Annotated in this window: 19 protein-coding genes; 11 read left to right on the forward strand and 8 right to left on the reverse strand. The window is 53.6% G+C overall.

What is annotated here, in order from left to right; translation table 11 throughout:
- Nucleotides 1-5 precede the first annotated feature (5 nt).
- Genes gmuD through EL29_RS18295 form a run of 3 tightly spaced genes read right to left on the reverse strand, consistent with a single transcriptional unit; the run spans nucleotide 6 to nucleotide 3,065 of the window.
- Nucleotides 6-1,388: a 6-phospho-beta-glucosidase GmuD gene (gene gmuD, locus EL29_RS18285; protein ID WP_013023970.1), complete on the reverse strand. Its 1,383-nt coding sequence runs from the start codon at nucleotides 1,386-1,388 to the stop codon at nucleotides 6-8.
- 12 nt (nucleotides 1,389-1,400) lie between these two features.
- Nucleotides 1,401-2,738 (reverse strand): PTS cellobiose transporter subunit IIC, encoded by a 1,338-nt coding sequence (locus EL29_RS18290; protein ID WP_013023971.1) that lies wholly within the window; start codon nucleotides 2,736-2,738, stop codon nucleotides 1,401-1,403.
- Nucleotides 2,739-2,750: 12 nt separating this feature from the next.
- Nucleotides 2,751-3,065 carry a PTS sugar transporter subunit IIB gene (locus EL29_RS18295; protein ID WP_013023972.1) on the reverse strand — a complete coding sequence of 105 codons (315 nt, stop codon included), beginning with the start codon at nucleotides 3,063-3,065 and terminating at the stop codon, nucleotides 2,751-2,753.
- Between the two features lie 290 nt (nucleotides 3,066-3,355).
- On the opposite strand from EL29_RS18295, the gene EL29_RS18300 reads away from it, so the two are divergent.
- Nucleotides 3,356-4,312: a LacI family DNA-binding transcriptional regulator gene (locus EL29_RS18300; protein WP_014594951.1), complete on the forward strand. Its 957-nt coding sequence runs from the start codon at nucleotides 3,356-3,358 to the stop codon at nucleotides 4,310-4,312.
- A gap of 6 nt (nucleotides 4,313-4,318) precedes the next feature.
- Here EL29_RS18300 and EL29_RS18305 read toward each other — a convergent pair whose 3' ends face one another.
- The 4 genes from EL29_RS18305 to EL29_RS18320 form a co-directional block, all read right to left on the reverse strand.
- Nucleotides 4,319-5,452 carry an ROK family transcriptional regulator gene (locus EL29_RS18305; RefSeq protein WP_019104662.1) on the reverse strand — a complete coding sequence of 378 codons (1,134 nt, stop codon included), beginning with the start codon at nucleotides 5,450-5,452 and terminating at the stop codon, nucleotides 4,319-4,321.
- Nucleotides 5,453-5,667: 215 nt separating this feature from the next.
- The gene (dnaC, locus tag EL29_RS18310; protein WP_013023975.1) at nucleotides 5,668-6,408 is read right to left on the reverse strand and encodes a replicative helicase loader DnaC; all 741 of its coding nucleotides are present in this window, start codon (nucleotides 6,406-6,408) and stop codon (nucleotides 5,668-5,670) included.
- Entirely contained in the window at nucleotides 6,408-6,944 is a 537-nt protein-coding gene (gene dnaT / locus EL29_RS18315; protein ID WP_019104663.1) for a primosomal protein DnaT, read from the reverse strand. The genes dnaC and dnaT overlap by 1 nt, the downstream gene beginning before the upstream one ends.
- 172 nt (nucleotides 6,945-7,116) lie before the next feature.
- Nucleotides 7,117-7,722 carry a hypothetical protein gene (locus EL29_RS18320; protein ID WP_019104664.1) on the reverse strand — a complete coding sequence of 202 codons (606 nt, stop codon included), beginning with the start codon at nucleotides 7,720-7,722 and terminating at the stop codon, nucleotides 7,117-7,119.
- A gap of 210 nt (nucleotides 7,723-7,932) precedes the next feature.
- On the opposite strand from EL29_RS18320, the gene EL29_RS18325 reads away from it, so the two are divergent.
- The 10 genes from EL29_RS18325 (at nucleotide 7,933) to EL29_RS18370 (ending at nucleotide 18,130) form a co-directional block, all read left to right on the forward strand.
- Nucleotides 7,933-8,493, forward strand: coding sequence for a DNA-3-methyladenine glycosylase I (locus EL29_RS18325; RefSeq protein ID WP_026020892.1), 561 nt, complete (start codon nucleotides 7,933-7,935; stop codon nucleotides 8,491-8,493).
- 115 nt (nucleotides 8,494-8,608) lie between these two features.
- Entirely contained in the window at nucleotides 8,609-9,271 is a 663-nt protein-coding gene (locus tag EL29_RS18330; RefSeq protein ID WP_028716106.1) for an OmpA family lipoprotein, read from the forward strand.
- 160 nt (nucleotides 9,272-9,431) lie between these two features.
- Nucleotides 9,432-10,415 (forward strand): LacI family DNA-binding transcriptional regulator, encoded by a 984-nt coding sequence (locus tag EL29_RS18335; RefSeq protein ID WP_028716107.1) that lies wholly within the window; start codon nucleotides 9,432-9,434, stop codon nucleotides 10,413-10,415.
- Between the two features lie 68 nt (nucleotides 10,416-10,483).
- Nucleotides 10,484-11,509, forward strand: coding sequence for a LacI family DNA-binding transcriptional regulator (locus EL29_RS18340; protein ID WP_028716108.1), 1,026 nt, complete (start codon nucleotides 10,484-10,486; stop codon nucleotides 11,507-11,509).
- A gap of 137 nt (nucleotides 11,510-11,646) precedes the next feature.
- Nucleotides 11,647-12,396, forward strand: coding sequence for a sugar phosphate isomerase/epimerase family protein (locus tag EL29_RS18345; protein ID WP_014332930.1), 750 nt, complete (start codon nucleotides 11,647-11,649; stop codon nucleotides 12,394-12,396).
- A gap of 9 nt (nucleotides 12,397-12,405) precedes the next feature.
- On the forward strand, nucleotides 12,406-13,359 hold the full coding sequence (locus EL29_RS18350) for a sugar kinase (RefSeq protein WP_028716109.1): 954 nt from the start codon (nucleotides 12,406-12,408) through the stop codon (nucleotides 13,357-13,359).
- Nucleotides 13,360-13,392: 33 nt separating this feature from the next.
- Nucleotides 13,393-14,673 carry an MFS transporter gene (locus EL29_RS18355; protein WP_013023984.1) on the forward strand — a complete coding sequence of 427 codons (1,281 nt, stop codon included), beginning with the start codon at nucleotides 13,393-13,395 and terminating at the stop codon, nucleotides 14,671-14,673.
- A gap of 71 nt (nucleotides 14,674-14,744) precedes the next feature.
- Nucleotides 14,745-15,719: a glyoxylate/hydroxypyruvate reductase GhrB gene (gene ghrB / locus EL29_RS18360; protein ID WP_013023985.1), complete on the forward strand. Its 975-nt coding sequence runs from the start codon at nucleotides 14,745-14,747 to the stop codon at nucleotides 15,717-15,719.
- A gap of 81 nt (nucleotides 15,720-15,800) precedes the next feature.
- On the forward strand, nucleotides 15,801-17,051 hold the full coding sequence (locus tag EL29_RS18365) for a valine--pyruvate transaminase (RefSeq protein WP_028716110.1): 1,251 nt from the start codon (nucleotides 15,801-15,803) through the stop codon (nucleotides 17,049-17,051).
- Nucleotides 17,052-17,218: 167 nt separating this feature from the next.
- Nucleotides 17,219-18,130 (forward strand): EamA family transporter, encoded by a 912-nt coding sequence (locus EL29_RS18370; RefSeq protein ID WP_028716111.1) that lies wholly within the window; start codon nucleotides 17,219-17,221, stop codon nucleotides 18,128-18,130.
- 57 nt (nucleotides 18,131-18,187) lie between these two features.
- Here EL29_RS18370 and EL29_RS18375 read toward each other — a convergent pair whose 3' ends face one another.
- Entirely contained in the window at nucleotides 18,188-19,126 is a 939-nt protein-coding gene (locus tag EL29_RS18375) for an amidohydrolase family protein (protein ID WP_028716112.1), read from the reverse strand.
- Between the last annotated feature and the right edge of the window lie 180 nt (nucleotides 19,127-19,306).

Below are 19,306 nucleotides of genomic sequence, written 5' to 3' on the forward strand. Positions count from 1 at the left end.
CGCTCTCAATTAAAACCGTTATTTTCGGCAACCTCAGCAAACCATTTGCCACTCTTTTTAATCGTACGTTTTTGCGTGGCTAAATCTAACTGCACAAAACCGTAACGATTTTTATAACCGTTTAGCCATGACCAGTTATCAATAAATGTCCACATATGATAACCCAGGCAATGACAGCCTTCGCGAATCCCTTTATGCAGCCATTTAAGATGTTCGGAAACAAATTCGATACGATAATCATCCAGAATTTCACCGTTCTGAATAAATCGCTGTTCATTCTCAACGCCCATACCATTTTCAGAAATAAAACAGCGCGGGTTTCCATAATTAACCCGCAGGTTAGTCAGAATATCGTAAATACCGGGCGCGTAAATTTCCCATCCACGATACGGGTTCATCTGACGGCCTGGCATTTCATAGTGGTCGAATAACCACTCCGGCATAAAGGGCGCTTCAGCATTGACGGCGCTGTCCCGACACTTCACCCGGCGCGGCTGATAATAGTTCACGCCCAGAAGGTCGATAATGCCGTCGGCAATCAACGCAGCGTCGCCAGGCTGGCAGCGCGGAAGCTGGTGGTACTGACTCAGTAAGCTCAGCAGATCCACGGGATATTCTCCCTTCAGAACCGGATCCAGAAAGCTGCGGTTAAACAACAGGTCAGCATGATGTGCGGCTTGCACATCGGCCGGATTCGCCGATCGTGAATAGGACGGCGTGAGGTTCAGCACCACACCAATGTCACCGTCGTAGCCGCCGTTACGCCAGGCGCGTACTGCCAGCGCGTGTGCCAGGACTGTGTGCAAGGCCACGTTAGCCGCTCGTCTGAAGTCCACAACGTTGGGATAATGAAAATCGTACAGATAGCCACCTTCGACCGGCACAATCGGTTCATTGAAGGTAAACCAGTGTTTCACCTTATGGCCGAACAGCGCGAAACAGCGCTGGGCATAGCGGCCAAACGCCTCAACAACCTCACGGTTCTCCCAGCCGCCTTTGTCCTGCATAGCCAGAGGCATATCGAAATGAAACAGGGTGATAAACGGTGTAATGCCCTGCGCCAGTAATGCATCGATGACCTTGTTATAAAAAGCCACGGCGTCAGGATTCACGGCGTCAGTGCCGTCTGGCATCAGGCGCGCCCAGCTCAGCGACGTGCGAAAGCTGTTGTGCCCTAACTGCTTTAGTAATGCGATATCGTGCTGCCAGTGCTGATAAAAGCCCGAGGTGTCTTGTGGGCCAATGCCTTGATGGAAACGGTGAGGCTGTTGCGCAAACCAGCGATCCCAGGTGGTAGGGCTTTTACCGCCATTCAGGCTGTCCCCTTCGGCTTGTAACGCCGAGCTGGCGCTGCCCCACCAGAAATTTTCAGGAAAACGGTAGTTCATTTTATGGGCTCCTTAAGCCTGTGGATGACCGGGCACGGGTTGGCCTGCAGGGGGCGCATCCTTGATTTTTTTCTCTTCTGCTTTAATCAGGCTGCGTTCATAGGCACGCAGGAAGGGTAAGTACATCAGCGCCGACATCAGCATACAAATCAGGCACATCACCAGCGGGCTTAGCGCCCAGTTAGCGGCCCAGGAGGCACCGATCGGGGCGGGCGTGGTCCATGGCGTAAGCGAAACCACCTGGGCGATCCAGCCGAGTTTCGTGGCGGTATAAGCCAGCACGGCATTAATCATTGGAACGCAGACGAAGGGGATAAACAGCAGCGGGTTCATGATGACCGGCGCACCAAACAGGATGGGCTCATTGATATTAAAAAAGCTGGGCACCACGCCCATTTTGCCAATGGTGCGTAAATGTAGCACCCGGCTACGCAGCAGTAAGAAGGCCAGCGGTAAGGTGGAGCCCACTCCGCCAATCAGCAGGTAGTGATCCCAGAACCCCTGTAGATAGACATGCGGCAGCGCGGCTCCCGCCGCCAGGGCGGCCTGGTTAGCAGAGAGGTTAGCCATCCAGAAGGGATTCATAATGCCGGTGACGATCAGTGCACCATGAATACCGGCAAACCAGAAAATCTGACACAGCAGGACGGAAAGCAAAATGGCTGGCAAAGAGTCCGAAGCCGAAACCAGCGGCTCCAGCAAATGCATGATCGCCTGTGGCATAATCATGCCGGTTTGCGCTTCGATAAACAGGTTGAGCGGATGTAACGTTGCGATAATCACCAGTACCGGGATCAGAATCTCGAAGGAGCGTGCCACGCCGGTAGGCACTTCTTTCGGCAGGCGGATCGTGACATTATTTTGTTTTAGCCAGGCATAAACCCGGGTGGCGTAAATGGCGGTAATCAAGGCAGTAAAAATTCCCTGACCGGAAAGATACTGGGTAGAGATCTTTTCATCCGCATAAGGCGCGGCCACCAGTAAAAACGCCATAAATGCCAGCAAACCCGACATGATGGGGTCCAGATTAAACTGGCGGCCCAGGCTGGCACCAATCCCGACCGAGATAAAAAAGGTCATAACGCCCATGCTGAGATTAAACGGCAGCATCAGCTGTTGGCGATAAGTGATGGAAAAGTCCAGCCAGGCACGGGCAACGCTGTTGGTGGTGTCCGCTGAAAACGGCGGGAAGATAAATACCAACATAAACGATCCAATAATCATAAACGGTAGCGCCGCCGTAAAGCCGTCACGAATCGCTATCACATACTTTTGCTGACCTAACTTTCCGGCGAGTGGCGTAATGGACTGTTCAATTACCGTCACCATCGACTGATATAACGAACTCATAATGACACCTTTCTAGTGTGCCGCTTCAATAAGCGACAGAGCGTAATCCAGCACCTTGTCACCGCGTTGCATGCCGTAGTCCGTCATATTGATGGCCTGGACAGGAATGCCGTGGGTGGCAGCTTTTTCTGAGAGCGTGGTTAACATGTACTTCACTTGCGGACCGAGCAGAACGACCTGATAGTTTGGAAACTGCGCATCAAATTCGGAAACGCCCCAGGCATCGATCTGCACACTCAGCCCGCGCTGGTTCGCAACGTCGACCATCTTGCGGACTAAAAGACTCGTGGACATTCCTGCTGAACAACACAACATAATCCTGATCATGAGTAACCCTCCTTTGCGTATAAAACGTGTTACAGACTTGATTTGATATGATACGGAAACCGGTTTCCATTTGATGCAAACGGAAGTGTGACAGGCATCATGATCCCCGTTAAATAAACATTTTTCTTACGATTCAGATCACGTAATTTCAAGCTATTGTCGATAATTGAGAAGAAATGGAAAATCGGTTTCCATGAAAAAACGAAAAAGCTATACTGCCGGTGATGATTATTTGAGCCGCAGGATTAGGGCGTTTTTCAGGGATTCAGCGGGGTTTTCAGGGGAAAAGAATGTCTACTATCAACGATGTATCGCGTCTCGCGGGTGTGTCAAAAGCCACGGTGTCGCGCGTGTTGAGTGGGTCACGCGGTGTAAAAGAAGCCAGCCGCGTTGCGGTATTAAAAGCGGTGGATGAACTCAGTTATCGTCCAAACGTGATCGCTCAGTCATTACTCAGTCAAACCACCGGCTGTATTGGCGTAATTTGCGCACAGGACAACATTAACCAGACCACCGGTTACCTCTATGCGCTGGAAAAACACCTCAGCCAGCACCAAAAACACCTCTTGCTCCGTTTCGCGAACAGCAGGATGGAAGTGATGACCTGCCTTGATGAGCTGACCTGTGGGTTGTGTGACGATGTGTTGATTATCGGCGCGCGCTTCCCGCTGAACCTGAATCAAAAAAACGTTATCCTGGTGGATTGTCTGGAAGCCGGGGACGACGTTAACAGCATTCAGTTCGATCACGCCTTTGCCGCCGAAACCGCCTGCAACTACCTGATAAGCCAAAATCGCCGACAGATTGCTCTGATTCATCCTGACAGAATGGGATTTTCCGATCGGGTTCTGTTGGGTTATAAACACGCGCTGGAAAAAAACTTTCTGCCGTTTAACCGCAACCTTGTGTTTATGGACGCCACATCCTCCTCGGTAGCACTCCAGGAGTTGCTGAATAACGCGTCCACGCTGAATTTCAGCGCATTGCTGGTAGCGGATGAACAACAGGCGCAGAAAGTCATTCCCCAGTTGCAGGCGTTCAACAAAAAGGTTCCCGACGACATTATGGTCTTCAGTCTGGCGGGCTCGTTGAACTTGCCCGGCATTCCGACTATTCCGGCGATTGAGTACTCGATGGACGCGATGGCAGCGCGCATCGTTAAGGCACTGACTGAACAGACGCGTAGCGTACTGGACTCTTATGTCATGCGGGGTGACCTGATTATCCCTGACTTTCGCCAGCGCTGAGCGCCCTTAGTCCGTTCGCTGCTCTTGTTGCTCAATAATCGCCAGCGCCAGTCCCGTTGCCGGTGCAAGGTGCGACGTCAGAAAATGTACCTGAGTGTGAGCGGCAATGAATGCCAGCTTGTTGGCCTGGGTTTGATTAAGTACGGCCTGACAAAATGTTGGGCTGACGCTCCAGGGGCAATCAATGATGATGTTTGCCGGATTGAGCAACAGCATGATCTGGCTGAGCGCGATACCCAGATAGTTTCCCGCCAGTTGCATCACTTCGTTTACCACGTTAGGCGCGCTGTCGCGGTTGTGCCAGGTCAGCCCCGGCTGACGCTGGGCCAGCTGTTGATTAATGGCAGGTTTACTGATCATGGCTTCCAGACAACCCTGACGGTTGCAGCTACAGCGAGGCCCGTTCGGCTGGACAGTGAGGTGGCCGGCTTCGCCCGCCGTCCAGCTGTTGCCGGTAAAAACGACACCGTGCTGTACCAGTGCGCCGCCAATTCCTTCGGCAATTCGTAAATAAAAATGCCCGCTTTCGGCGGGCAAGTTGAGTTGTTGCACAGACAGCAGCGCAGCGGCTTTAACGTTATTCATAATGCGAATCGGTAATCTGATCTGTTTACGCAGGTTGCTCGCCAGATCAACGTCCTGCCAGCCCAGATGGGTAGATAAATGCATCCAGCCCCGTCTGGGATCGACGACGCCAGGAAAGCCCAGCCCGATGCCCAGCAGGCCCGGCCAGGATTCGGTGAGTTTTTCACATAAGGCGGTCACCTCCGCTAACAGTGGCGCCGGTCGGCTGGTATCTGTCCGCAGGGTTTGTTCCGCCAAGGGTTGAGAGAAATAATCGCAAACCTGCCAGTGGATCAGGTTCTTTTCCACCATGATGCCGGCGCTGACCAGCTTTTCCGGACGCAGGGTAATCTGGATTTTAGGGCGACCTGCCGCAGAGACACTGGCTTTTCCCAGCTCCTGCACGAGATCCTGTTCCAGCAGATCGTCAATAATCTGCGACACGGTATTTTTACTGATTGCCAGGATGTGCGCGAGGTCCTGCCGCGACGTGATACGGCGCTGGCGCAGTTGCGCCATGACCCGCTTTTGATTATTCAGCCGCATTAATGCAGGCCCTTTGCCAGTCACTTTCATGGCGGATTACCCCAGGTGTGGAAATCGGCAGCAGATTTGCCACCAACGATGAAGTCTTATTAGTTTGATGTCTAATCAAAACTTAGCATCGTGCAGATAAGCCTGCCAAACGGCGACGGCCTCAGGGCGAGAGAATTAAGTCAGAAATGGGTGCCAGGCCACAGGATTGTGTAACGGTAAGGTAAAGAGCTGGCCCGCGTTCGCGGGCAGCCAAATCAGTATTCATCACCGCGAACGCGGCTACGGTAGCTTTCCCAGTCAAAGCGAACCCACAGGCTATTGCCCAGCCGCATGCGATCCATAACGCGTTCACCCAGCAGCGCATTCATCCCGGCGTGATCGAGGTTAGACAGCATGCCCGTCGGGCGTTTCGAGGAGGAACGGCGGTCCACAATCTGGTTGATAATCACTTTCTCGTAGCGCGATTCACTCTGCATACCGATCTCATCGATCACCAGCAAATCAACGCTGCTGAGATCCTGAATCAGCCGTTCTTCCGTAATATTGCTGCTGCCGCTGAAGGTGCCCTTCATGCTCGACATCAGATCTGCCACCGTAACGATTAGCACGCTCTTGCCACGTAAAATCAGATCGTTACCAATGGCGGCTGCCAGGTGGTTTTTGCCAGTGCCTGGACGGCCAGAAAAAACAAAGCTGGCAATACTGCCATCAAATTCGGCCGCATACTGGCGAGCCAGTTCCAGCGCTTTGCGTTGGCCTTCGTTTTCAACCCGATAGTTATCAAACGAGCAGTTGATGTGTAGCTCGCGAATGCCGGAACGGCCCATGATGCGCTGCATTTTCATCGCACGATTTTCGCGCACGATAGATTCTGATCGCAGACGGCCCTGTTCCTGATTCCAGGCCAGTAATTCTTCACCGTTTGTGAACTTGGGTCGGGTACCCGCGGGCATCATTCGTTTCAGACGGTTAAACAGATCGTTCGGCGTTTTCATTATTCACCCCGGAAACCATCAGGAATTGTGCTGTCAGGATTTGGCAACTGTGTAATGTCACGTCTGGGTTGTCCGCCATTGGCCGCCCGATTCATTTGCAGGCTGCGTGCCAGCTTCTGCTGCCACTGCACATGATGAAACAAACGCCCTTCCGCCTGCCAGTAGGCCACAAAGGCAGCCAGTTCAGCTGGCGTCACCGGTTCGCTTAGTGCAACGCCCCAGATGGCCGCCTGTCGCGTAAAGTCAGCGTCCGGCTGCCAGCCATCATACATGGCGAATTTACCCACCGGCGTATGCAGCGTAGCAGAAACATCGTCATACAGGCTGTCGTCCAGCGCCACATCACTGGGTTGCTGGGCGGCGGCCTCAAGTGCCAGTAGCCGCGCGAGGCGCGCTGGCGTAATGGCATACAGTACGGGCGTATAATTTTCCAGCACCGCCAGCGTGCCGTCTTCAGCCTGCTGCAAGGCGCTGAGCGGATCCTGACGGAAAGCCTCAAGACCAATAAGCGTTGACGTTAAGATTTTGACTGACATGAAAAGACCTGCGGTTAACTTACACCGAACACCGGATAAAATTTCCAGTGCAGAAGCGGATATTGTACCTTTTTTAACGCGCGGGATCGCTGAAAAAGCGTTGAGGTTTTCCACCCAACCGGATGCGTTCACACAATGGCTGGGCGGACGTGGCGTAAGCTGTCTTACGCTTTTAGCGACGGGTTTGCCACAGATAGCGGAGCCCGGCCAGCCAGCACAGGCTGTAGCCCAGTAATTCCACGCCTTCTTCGGCCATGTTTTTTACGCCACGATTGTAGTGATCGGGCATCAGGTGAGACCACAGCGTGTTCATCCCAAACAGTCGGGAAAAAACCAGCACGATCATCAATCCGGCAGCCATAACGGGCCAGCGGTTGTGCCTGAGGAGATCGGCCAGCGCGCTCAGGGTCTGCTTTGGGGTACGCATGGCCACCGCTAAACTGCCCAGCGCGATCGCCAGCGCAAACCACATCCAGCTACCATGACGGATGAGATCGAAGAAAAAATCCAGCTCACGAATAAGCATGCAACTGTAAAAACCGGCAATTAGGGTTAATCCACCGCGTTGTGCAGGCCGATGACGGGCGGCAATAAAAAACAGTGCGGCAAGACTGAATAACAACAGTTCCTGCGCGGTTTCGGTAAAAGACGCTTCGTGCAGCGCATTATTCATCCAGACCACATCGATATAGATGGGGCCGATCATGAAGGTGATAAACAGAGAAGCAAAAAGAAATACGGTGAGCTCACGCCCAATAAGGATGACATTGTTACGCATGGAGTTACCTGAAAATGACTATCGTTATCATTGTATTTACATTCGTTATCGCTGCCTTCGCTTTTTATGCGTGATTGGTTCAGCTAAATGCATGAGTGCAGCGGATAACCGAAGCGGCCTCGCAATTTACTGTGACTCGGGTTCAAATGTTGGAGGATTCCCTCTACTATCGAGGCAATAAACATGGCCTGGCATAAAAGGAAAAACACGATGCAACGATGTGGCTGGGTAACGCAAGATCCTGTCTATCTGGCGTATCACGACGACGAGTGGGGCAGACCACAGAGGGATAAGCAGGCGCTGTTTGAAATGCTCTGTCTGGAAGGCCAGCAGGCTGGGTTATCCTGGATTACCGTACTGAAAAAACGCCAAAATTACCGCGCCGCGTTTCACCAGTTTGAACCGCAAACCATTGCGCAGATGGACGATCAGGATATCGCCCAACTGATGCAAAACAGCGGCATTATTCGTCATCCCGGAAAAATTGCGGCCATTATTGCTAATGCCCGGGCGATGCTGGCAATGGAAGCAAAAGGGGAGGATTTTGCCCACTTTGTATGGCAGTTCGTTGATAATCAGCCTGTCGTCAATCATGTTGCCGATTACAAACAAAGCCCCACCACCTCTGCGCAGGCTATCGCGCTTTCAAAAGCGCTAAAGACCCGTGGTTTTAAATTCATCGGCCCGACAATTTGTTATTCATTTATGCAGGCCTGCGGCCTGATAAACGATCATCAAACCAACTGCTTTTGTCATCCTGACAACATTTAACGTCGATCCTTTACAAAATAAGACATTGTCTCAGGATTTTCCTCACTTTTGCGCGGCATAATCAATGCCAACCGGGGACAAGGTGCCTCGTTGTGATGAATCTAAGGGACAAATAATGCAGAAAAAGTTAATTGCTCTCACCCTGCTGTTGAGCGGTAGTTTGGTGGTATCAGGTTGTACAACTAATCCTTATACCGGTGAGTCTCAGGCGGGAAAATCCGGTGTAGGCGCAGGTTTGGGCGCATTAGTGGGTGCTGGCGTTGGCGTGCTTTCCTCTTCGAAGAAAGATCGGGGCAAAGGTGCGTTAATCGGTGCAGCAAGCGGCGCGGCGTTAGGCGGCGGCGTGGGCTATTACATGGATGTTCAGGAAGCGAAGCTGCGTGACAAAATGAAGGGAACCGGCGTTAGCGTTACGCGTCAGGGCGATAACATCGTGCTGAATATGCCGAACAATGTGACCTTTGATTCCAGTAGCAGCAGCCTGAAACCGGCGGGCGCTAATACGCTGACCGGCGTCGCTATGGTGCTAAAAGAGTATCCTAAAACCGCCGTGAATGTCGTGGGACACACGGACAGCACCGGCTCGCGTGCTTTAAATATGCGTCTGTCGCAGCAGCGTGCAGAGAGTGTGGCCAGCGCGCTGATCGTTCAGGGTGTAGCCGGCAGCCGCTTGCATACCCAGGGGGCAGGTCCAGACAGTCCAGTTGCAACCAACAGCACTGAAGCCGGTAAGGCACAGAACCGCCGCGTTGAAATCACGCTCAGTCCGTTAAATTGATCATCTCGCCCCCGTCGCCGGGGGCAAAGTCAGACTCGCTGTCCTTTTTTCGACGGCTTTTGGTAATAAAATGGGTAAGGTTTCCAGTTGGGAACCTGCGCACGGTGCCTGTCAACGCTTTATGCAAGAATGGTTCAAATTGAACAATGGATAACGCATCATGTCACTTAAAGCCATTGCGTCAGTACTGGGTCTCTCCGTTACCACAGTGAGCCGGGCACTCAACGGCTATGAAGATGTGGCAAAGCAAACGCGGCAGCGCGTGGAAGAAGAAGCGCAGCGGCGCGGCTACCGTCCCAACGTTGCAGCGCGACGGTTGAAAACCGGCCGTGCCAATGCGGTTGGCCTGGTTTATCCAATGACCACACCCGCTTTCAACGATACGCACTTTAACAAGATATTACTGGCGCTCGATCAGCGTCTTTCCCAACACGATATCGATCTCGTGTTGTTAACAGATAAACCGCATGACGGGCAGCGTTCACTGATTCGCATGCTGCGCAGCCGGGCAGTGGATGCCATTGTTGTTACGCACACGTCACCTCATGACGCGCGCCTGCTCAGCCTGCAGCAGAAAGGCGTGAGTTTTCTTACGCTGGGACGCAGTGATTCAGAGCAGAATCATGCCTGGTTCGATGTTGATAACGCCGCAGGTTCGGCGTTGGCGGTAAAACACTGCCTGGCGCTGGGTATGCAACGCATCGCCTGGCTCGGAGGCAATACAACCTGCACCTTTGTGCGCGATCGTCGCCAGGGCTACCTCAACGCAATGGATTCCGTGCCGCCCTATGCCACGGCGGTGGTTGCGCCGTCGCGCCGGGCGGGCTATCAGCAAACCACAGACTGGCTGGCACAGGGGCTGCAACCTCAGGCCATTATCACCGATTGCAGCGCCCTGGCGGAAGGCGCGCTCGTGGCCTTACAGCAGGCGGGCCGCCTGGAGGGTGATACTGCTGTTGCCTTAGTGGCATGGGATGGGCTACCGGTCGACGCCATTATCGATCATCCGGTTATCGCCATTCGGCAGGCCAGCGAGCAGCAGAGAGGCGAGCAGGTTGCGATGATGGTGATGCGGCTGCTGGAAGGAGCACCGCTGGCGGAGTTACAAGTACTGTGGCAACCCTGGCTGCAATTTCCCCAGTAACGCGAACGTTTTTGCCATGTTGTATGGCTGTGGTAGTCTCGCGGGATGCTTAATTTGCGGAATACTTTATGAAAATCAGGCCGCCTCGCGCCACTATCAGCGATGTTGCTCATGCGGCAAAAACCGGTAAAACCAGCGTCTCGCGCTATTTAAACGGCGAGCAACATCTGCTTTCTGCCGATTTAAAAAAGCGCATCGAGCAGGCGATTAGCGATCTTAACTATCGGCCAAGCCAGATGGCACGTGGCCTGAAACGGGGGCGTACCCGACTCATTGGCCTGATCATCGCCGATATCACCAATCCCTATTCTGTAGACGTCATGTGTGGCATTGAAGCGGCCTGCCGTGAATGTGGCTTTACGTTACTGATGTGTAATACCAATAACGAAGTCGATCTGGAGCAACATTACCTGCAATTGCTGAGCAGCTATCAGGTTGAGGGCATTGTCGTTAACGCCGTTGGCATGCATGAAGCGGTACTGAGCCGACTACAACAGTCTTTACTGCCCATGGTGCTGATCGACCGAAAAATCCCTGATTTCCCCTGCGATGTGGTCGGGTTGAATAATGCCGAAGCGGCAGAAACGGCCACAGCCCATCTTATTGACAACGGTTATGAGTCGCTGCTGTTTCTCAGCGAACCCTTAGGCAGCGTGAATACGCGCCGGGAGCGACTGCAGGCGTTTCGGCAACGTCTTGCTGCACATCCCGCAATCGCCCATGAGAATGCGGAAGTCGCGCTGCACCAGCCCGGGATAATGGATAAGATTCTGCGCGACTTTCATCAGCGGCACGCGGGAAAACGCTGTGCGGTAATGGTAGCCAATGGCGCCCTGACCTTGCAGGTGGCTCATTCTCTGCAGCGTCTTGCCCTGCGCTGGGGTAGAGATATTGGCCTGTTAGGGTTTGACGAGCTCGAATGGGCTGCGTTGGCTGGCGTCGGTATTACCACCTTAAAGCAGCCCACCTGGCAAATCGGTTATCGCGCGCTCGAACGTCTTATATCCCGTATTGAGGGGCACGACCATCCACCTTGTGAACAGGTTTTTTCAGGCGAACTCATCGTGCGCGGTTCCAGCCAACGCCTCGGCTGATTTTCAGACTCTTCCCTTCGATTACGTGCTCGCTTCGTGAGCACGATCATACTTCCGCATTTTGCTACTTTGCTTTGGAACCGGTTCCATTTAACGTTTTTATAACGTTAATGCAGATTTTCACATCAGGAGTCGTAATGAAGCCCGAAATCATCGTCGTGGCCGCCGCGTATGGTCATCAACAGATTGCTGAGCTGGGCGGGCAGGCCGCGCTATTGCCCCTTATCCAGCAGGCGGGCGCCGACGGTGTGGAAATCCGCCGTGAACTGTTTGATGAGACCACGTTAGCCCATTTACCCGCGCTGGCGCAGGCAGCGCAGGTGCACCAGCTGCGCATCAGTTATTCGGTACCCGACACCTTGTTCTGTGAGGACGGCAAACTTAACCCCTTACTGGACGGTTACTTTTCCGAAGCACGTCAGTTGAATGCACAGCGGCTGAAAGTGGCGCTGGGTAACTTTACGGGCGCGCTGTACAGCGAAAAGCTACGTGGCTTGATGACAGAATATGGCGTGCCCCTGACTGTGGAAAACGATCAAACCCGCTTCGGCAAACAGCAACCGATGGTAGGGTTCTTTAAGGCCGCCGGTGAGGCGGCGCTGCCGATTACCATGACATTTGACATGGGTAACTGGTGCTGGACAGGTGAAGACCCGATCCAGGCGGCTGGTCTGCTGGCTGAGCATGTGGGTTACGTGCATGTCAAAGCGGCGGTGCCGCAGGGGACAAGCTACCGCGCCATCGCGCTGGATGATGCCGGCCCTGGCTGGCAAAGCCTGTTACACCGGTTGCCAGCAGCAGTGCCTCGCGGCATTGAGTTTCCGCTGGAAGGCGACGATTTGATTGCGGTGACGCGCCATTATGTGACGCTGCTGCGTAACGTCTGAGGAGTACATATGACTACCCATCCAAACGGCACGCTTGATGTAATCACCATCGGTGAGGCCATGGCCATGTTTGTCGCCCGTGAAACGGGCGATTTGGCCGCAGTAGACACCTTTGTGAAGCGCGCCGCTGGCGCAGAGCTGAACGTCGCTATTGGTCTGGCGCGACTGGGGCTGAAAGTGGGCTGGGTGAGCCGCGTGGGGCAGGACGCCTTTGGTCGCTTCATCTGTCAGGTGCTGGATAAGGAAAATATCGATCATCGTCAGGTGACCGTTGACCCGCGCTATCCGACCGGCTTCCAGCTGAAATCCAAAGTCGATGACGGTTCAGATCCGCTGGTGGAGTACTTTCGTAAGGGCTCCGCCGCCAGTCATCTGTCGCCAACAGATTTTGATCACGACTATTTTGGCGCTGCACGTCATCTGCACCTCAGCGGGGTGGCAGCAGCGATTTCAGACAGCTCACTTGAGCTGGCAAAGCATGCTGCGAAAGAGATGCGGGCGCGAGGCAAAACGCTTTCGTTTGACCCCAATCTGCGTCCAGTACTGTGGCGCAGCGAAGGCGAAATGCGCAAGCAGCTCAATCTGTTAGCAGAATACGCAGACTGGGTACTGCCTGGCGAAAAAGAAGGCTATATCTTAACTGGCTATCGCCAGCCGCAGGATATCGCTGACTTTTATCTTGATAAGGGCGTAAAGGCGGTGATCATTAAAACCGGCTGTGAGGGGGCCTGGTACAAGACGGCCAGCGGTGAACAGGGCCAGGTGGAGGCGATGAGAGTGGATAACGTCGTCGATACTGTAGGGGCAGGGGATGGCTTTGCCGTGGGTGTGATTAGTGCGTTGCTGGAAGGGAAGCCACTGGTGCAGGCGATCCGCCGGGGTAACAAAATAGGTTCACTGGCGATTCAGGTTATTGGCGACAGCGAAGGGTTGCCGACGCGTCAGCAGTTAGGCGATGCATAGCCCAGCCCTCAAACACAGACAGAGGAGTTCCCGATGAAAACGCAGACGATCGCGCCAAAACGCTGGTGGTTCATCATGCCCATCGTGTTTATTACATACAGCCTTGCCTACCTTGACCGTGCCAATTTTAGTTTTGCCTCAGCAGCGGGCATTAACGACGATTTGGGCATCACGAAAGGCATGTCGTCATTACTGGGCGCCTTGTTCTTTCTGGGATATTTCTTTTTTCAGATACCCGGCGCGATTTATGCCGAACGCCGCAGCGTAAAAAAACTGATCTTCTGGTGCCTGATTCTGTGGGGTGGCTGCGCCTCACTGACCGGCGTAGTCAGTAATATTCCCATGCTGGCGGCCATTCGCTTTATCCTCGGCGTGGTTGAAGCGGCCGTAATGCCTGCGATGCTGATTTATATCAGTAACTGGTTTACTAAATCTGAACGCTCGCGGGCTAATACCTTTCTGATCCTGGGCAATCCGGTCACGGTATTATGGATGTCAGTGGTCTCCGGTTATCTGATTGAGGCCTTTGGCTGGCGGGAAATGTTTATTTTTGAAGGCATTCCTGCGGTTATCTGGGCCGTAGCCTGGTGGTTTATGGTGCAGGACAAACCCTCACAGGCACGCTGGATGAGTGAGGTCGAAAAAGCCGCGCTGCAGGCCGAGTTGCAAAAAGAGCAGGAAAGTATCAAGGCCGTGCGTAACTATGGGGAAGCCTTCCGTAACCGCAATGTGATCATTCTTTGTATGCAATATTTTGCCTGGAGCATTGGCGTTTACGGTTTCGTGCTGTGGCTACCTTCAATTTTGCGTAACGGTACGCAAATGGGCATGGTGGAGGCGGGCTGGTTATCGGCAGTGCCTTATCTGGCGGCGACCATTGCAATGGTGCTGGTGTCCTGGGCGTCAGACAAAACCCAAAACCGTAAGTTATTCGTCTGGCCTTTATTGCTGATTGGGGCGCTGGCCTTCCTCGGCTCCTACCTGGTAGGATCGGGCAATTTCTGGCTATCCTATACGTTGTTAGTGATCGCCGGGGCTGCGATGTACGCGCCATATGGCCCCTTCTTTGCCATTATCCCGGAAATGTTGCCACGTAATGTTTCAGGTGGCGCAATGGCCCTGATTAACAGTATGGGTGCGCTGGGTTCCTTTATCGGCTCATGGATTGTGGGTTATCTGAATGGCGCGACCGGGAGTCCTTCTGCCTCCTATATCTTTATGGGAGGGGCGTTACTGCTGTCAGTGGTACTGACGCTTATCGTCAAACCTGCACAAAATAAGGCGCCGTCGCTTCATGGGGCGAAACCGGCCTGAAAGCGTAAGCGTTAGCCTCTTCTCCGGGCGACCTTAGCGTTGCCCGTCATCTATTTACAGGAAGCTATCTGATGAAACCCGCCGTCATTCTATACAAAAAATTGCCTGACGATCTGCGTGCGCGTCTTGCTGAACATGCCACGGTGACTGAAATGAAGGATCTGTCGCCAGAAAGCCAGCAGCAGCACGAAAAAGCGCTACAGGAGGCAGAAGGATTACTGGGCTCGGGCGGCAAAGTTAATCGCGATCTGTTGGCAAAAATGCCCAGACTGCGGGCCTGCTCAAGCGTGTCTGTGGGCTATGACAACTTTGATGTGGATGCGTTAAATCAACGAGGCGTGGTGCTGATGCACACGCCGACGGTGCTGACTGAAACGGTCGCCGACACCATCATGGCGCTGGTGCTCAGCAGCGCGCGCCGCATTCCGGAGCTGGATGCCTGGGTCAAGGCTGGCAACTGGCAAAAAAGCATCGGTCCGGCGCATTTTGGTATTGATGTACACCACAAAACGTTGGGCATTCTGGGGATGGGCCGCATAGGCATGGCGCTGGCCCAGCGGGCGCATTTCGGTTTTGGCATGAAAATTATTTATCAGGCTCGCCGCCAGCACGCGCAGGCCGAGTCACAGTTCGCCGCAGAACGGTGTGAACTGGAAACGCTATTGAAACAGAGCGACTTTGTATGCATCAGCCTGCCGCTGACTGAAGAGACTTACCATTTGATCGGCGCGGAACAGCTGAAACTGATGAAATCCAGTGCGGTACTGATCAATGCCGGCCGTGGGCCAGTGGTGGATGAAAACGCCCTGATTGCCGCCCTGCAGGAGGGCACTATTCACGCCGCCGGGCTGGATGTCTTCGAAAAAGAGCCTTTACCCACTGACTCGCCGCTGCTGTCGTTACCGAATGTCGTGACGCTGCCGCACATTGGTTCAGCGACCCACGAAACCCGATACGGAATGATGCAGGATGCGGTTGAAAACCTGATTGCAGCCCTTAACGGCAATGTAGAGAAAAACTGCGTTAATCCGCATGTCCTGACGTAATCCCCACGGCTTTCCATTGCGCCCGCCGGGAGCGGGCGTTATGGTGGTTCTCCCATTATTCATTACAAATTTTTAACCGCTATGGCCTTTTCTCAGTTCGGCGACAAATTTACTCAGCATTCCGGCATCTCACGTCTGATGGAAGACATGGGTGCAGGCTTACGCACGCCAGGCACTATCATGCTTGGCGGTGGCAATCCCGCGCAGATTCCGGAGATGAACGACTATTTTCAGCAGTTGCTGCAGCATATGCACGATGAAGGCAAACTGAGTGAGGCCTTGTGTAATTACGATGGCCCTCGCGGCAAGGCGGTGCTGTTGGATGCGCTGGCGACGATGTTGCGAGAGCAACTGGGCTGGTCTATCACTGCACAGAACATCGCCCTGACCAACGGCAGCCAGAGCGCGTTTTTCTATCTGTTTAACCTGTTTGCAGGGCGCCGCAGTGACGGCAGCAAAAAACGCGTGCTGTTCCCTCTGGCCCCCGAATATCTGGGCTATGCCGATGCGGGTCTGGATGACGATCTGTTTATTTCGGCCAAGCCGAATATTGAGTTACTGCCGGAAGGGCAGTTTAAGTACCACGTCGATTTTGAACATTTGCCCATGAATGATGACGTCGGCCTGATTTGTGTATCACGCCCGACGAATCCAACCGGTAACGTGATTACCGATGACGAACTGCTGAAGCTGGATGTGCTGGCGCAGCAGCATGAGGTTCCGCTGCTGATCGACAATGCCTATGGCGTCCCCTTTCCGGGCATTATTTTCAGCGATGTCCGACCTTTGTGGAACCCCAATATCATTCTCTGCATGAGCCTGTCCAAACTCGGCCTGCCTGGCGCGCGCTGCGGAATTATCATCGCTGATGAAAGTACCATCACGGCGATTAGTAACATGAACGGCATTATCAGCCTGGCACCGGGCAGTATTGGGCCCGCTATCGCCTGTGAAATGACCCAGCGTGGCGATCTGTTGCGGCTGTCTGAAGGGGTGATCAAACCCTTCTACCAGCGCAAGGTCATGGAGACGATTAACATTATTCGTCGTTATTTGCCCGCAGAACGTTGTCTGATACATAAACCCGAAGGGGCGATTTTCCTGTGGTTATGGTTCCGCGATTTGCCGATCAGCACGGAGCTGCTGTATCAACGGCTTAAGGCGCGAGGCGTACTGATGGTGCCCGGGCACTTTTTCTTCCCGGGGCTGGAACATGACTGGCCGCACACGCATCAGTGCATGCGTATGAACTACGTGCCGGATGCGGAAAATATTGAACGAGCCGTACAGATTCTTGCAGAGGAAGTGGAGCACGCCTGGCGGGACAGTTAGACCTGCTCCCGGTCTGAACACGGACAGCCCTATGTGAGGTTACCTGGTTATACGCCACGCTGCCTCAACCTGATATTGAGGGGCTGCCGAGACCTGTTTTTGCATTATCGATAGATGCGATTGAGCTCAGCGCTATTGTGGCCTGAGACGGGCAAAAGGAGTGTGCTGTGTCGGGAAAAGATATGCTGTTGGCCCTGTGCGTGGTGGTTGCCTGGGGCGTGAACTTTGTGGTGATCAAACTGGGCCTGCAGAATATGCCGCCCTTCCTGCTGGCCGGGCTGCGTTTTGCCCTGGTCGCCTTTCCTGCCATTTTGCTGGTGCGTCGTCCTGCCGTGCCACTGCGCTGGATTTTACTCTACGGGATGACCATCAGCTTTGGACAGTTTGCGTTTCTGTTTTTGGCGATCAAGCTGGGCATGCCCGCAGGTCTGGCCTCGCTGGTGCTACAGGCCCAGGCGTTCTTTACGTTGCTACTCGGCGCGCTGTTCCTGGCAGAGAAACTCCGCTGGAACCATATCGCGGGCATTATTATCGCCACGCTGGGCATTTTTTTGTTAGCGACCTCAGGAATGGTGGGCCAGAGTGCGGCTGGTATTACGCTCACCACGATGATGCTTATGCTGGCAGCGGCATTCTCCTGGGGGCTGGGGAACATCACGAATAAGATCATTACGCGTCACTATCCGGTGCCGGTGATGTCGCTGGTGGTCTGGAGCGCACTGGTACCGGTTATCCCCTTTATTGGCTGTTCGCTGCTGTTCGACGGTAAAGCCGCGATAGTCAGTAGCCTGGCGCAGATTAACCTGCAGACGATACTGGCGCTCGTTTATCTGGCCTTTATCGCGACTATTTTGGGCTATGGCATCTGGAGTACGCTGCTTAGCCGTTATGAAACCTGGCGCGTGGCACCGCTTTCTCTGCTGGTTCCGGTTGTTGGAATCGTCAGTGCAGCCTTGTTGTTGAACGAAACGCTGTCACTCCAGCAGGTTGTCGGCGCTGCGATCATTATTGTCGGCCTGCTGGTGAATATGTTTGGTGGCATGATCAGGCAGCGGTGGTTTATGCGCCCGCAGATCTAAAGTATCAGGCTGAGGTTGCAGGCCTCTGACGAGCATACAACCTCATTTTCTGATTGTTTATCCGTGGGCGTGATGATCAAAGCCATAGAGCTCTGATGGATTATCGCGCAAAATCAACAACCTGTCCGCAGACGAAGGTGCCCAGTGCGCCAGTAAATCGAGCATAGCGGCATCATCGGGCTTATCATTTTCTGCTTTTGTCGGATGGGGCCAGTCACTTCCCCATAACAGGCGGTCTGGCCGGCGCCTGACCAGTTCCGCAGCGACCTGGCCGACATCCTCATAACCCGGTGGTCCGATGCGCGACTTGATATAGGGTCCAGACAGTTTTATCCAGGTATTACCCGCGTCAAGAAGACGGGTTAATGTCTGGAAACACGGCGCTTTTGTTCCCTCGGGTTGCGGAACATGTCCCATGTGATCGATAACCAGCTTTGTCGGCAATGCTCTCAGGCGCGATGCCAGCTCAGCCAGTTTTTCACCGGGCGCAACAACCTGAATATGCCATCCCAGTGGTGCGATTCGAGAAGCAAGAGGCTCCAGACTGTCCAGAGAGGTTCCCCATCTGCTCAAATTAAAACGGATACCACGCACGCCCTGCCGGTCCATTTCTTGTAGCTCTGCATCACTCACCGAAGCGTCGACAACGGCCACGCCCCTTGCCTGTCCACCACTCTGTCTGAGACCCTCAATTAAAAGCCGGTTATCTGTGCCGTAGGTCGAAGGTGTGACAATGACCATGCGGCGAAGTCCCAGCCGGGTTTGTAACTGATGGTAGTCGGCAAGAGAGGCATTGGCGGGCCGTAAGCTGGCACCGGGCGCAGCAGGGTATTTATCGTTATAAAGGTGCATATGGCAGTCAACGCTGCCTTCGGGAACGTCCAATACAGGTTGTTTTTCTCCTGAGCTAAAAGGTGTGCTGCCGAGGGCGTTAAAAACCGTTAGCGCACCCAGCGCACCGCCGGCCTGTAATATAAAGCGTCGGGTTATAGCCATTAAGAGACTCCTTACATGTTGGAAAGAGTATTTAATGCATCGTCGTGTAACGTTATATTCTAATCTGTCGTTACGGTTAAGTTTATCGCTAAGCGTTTTTGGTCAGCATGATTTATAAAAATAAATTTAATCCTGTGTGAGTGTATAGGTGATGAAATGTTATAGAAAAATTTTTAAGGA

This window comes from Pantoea ananatis LMG 2665, assembly GCF_000710035.2.
GTDB classification, from domain to species: Bacteria; Pseudomonadota; Gammaproteobacteria; order Enterobacterales; family Enterobacteriaceae; genus Pantoea; species Pantoea ananatis.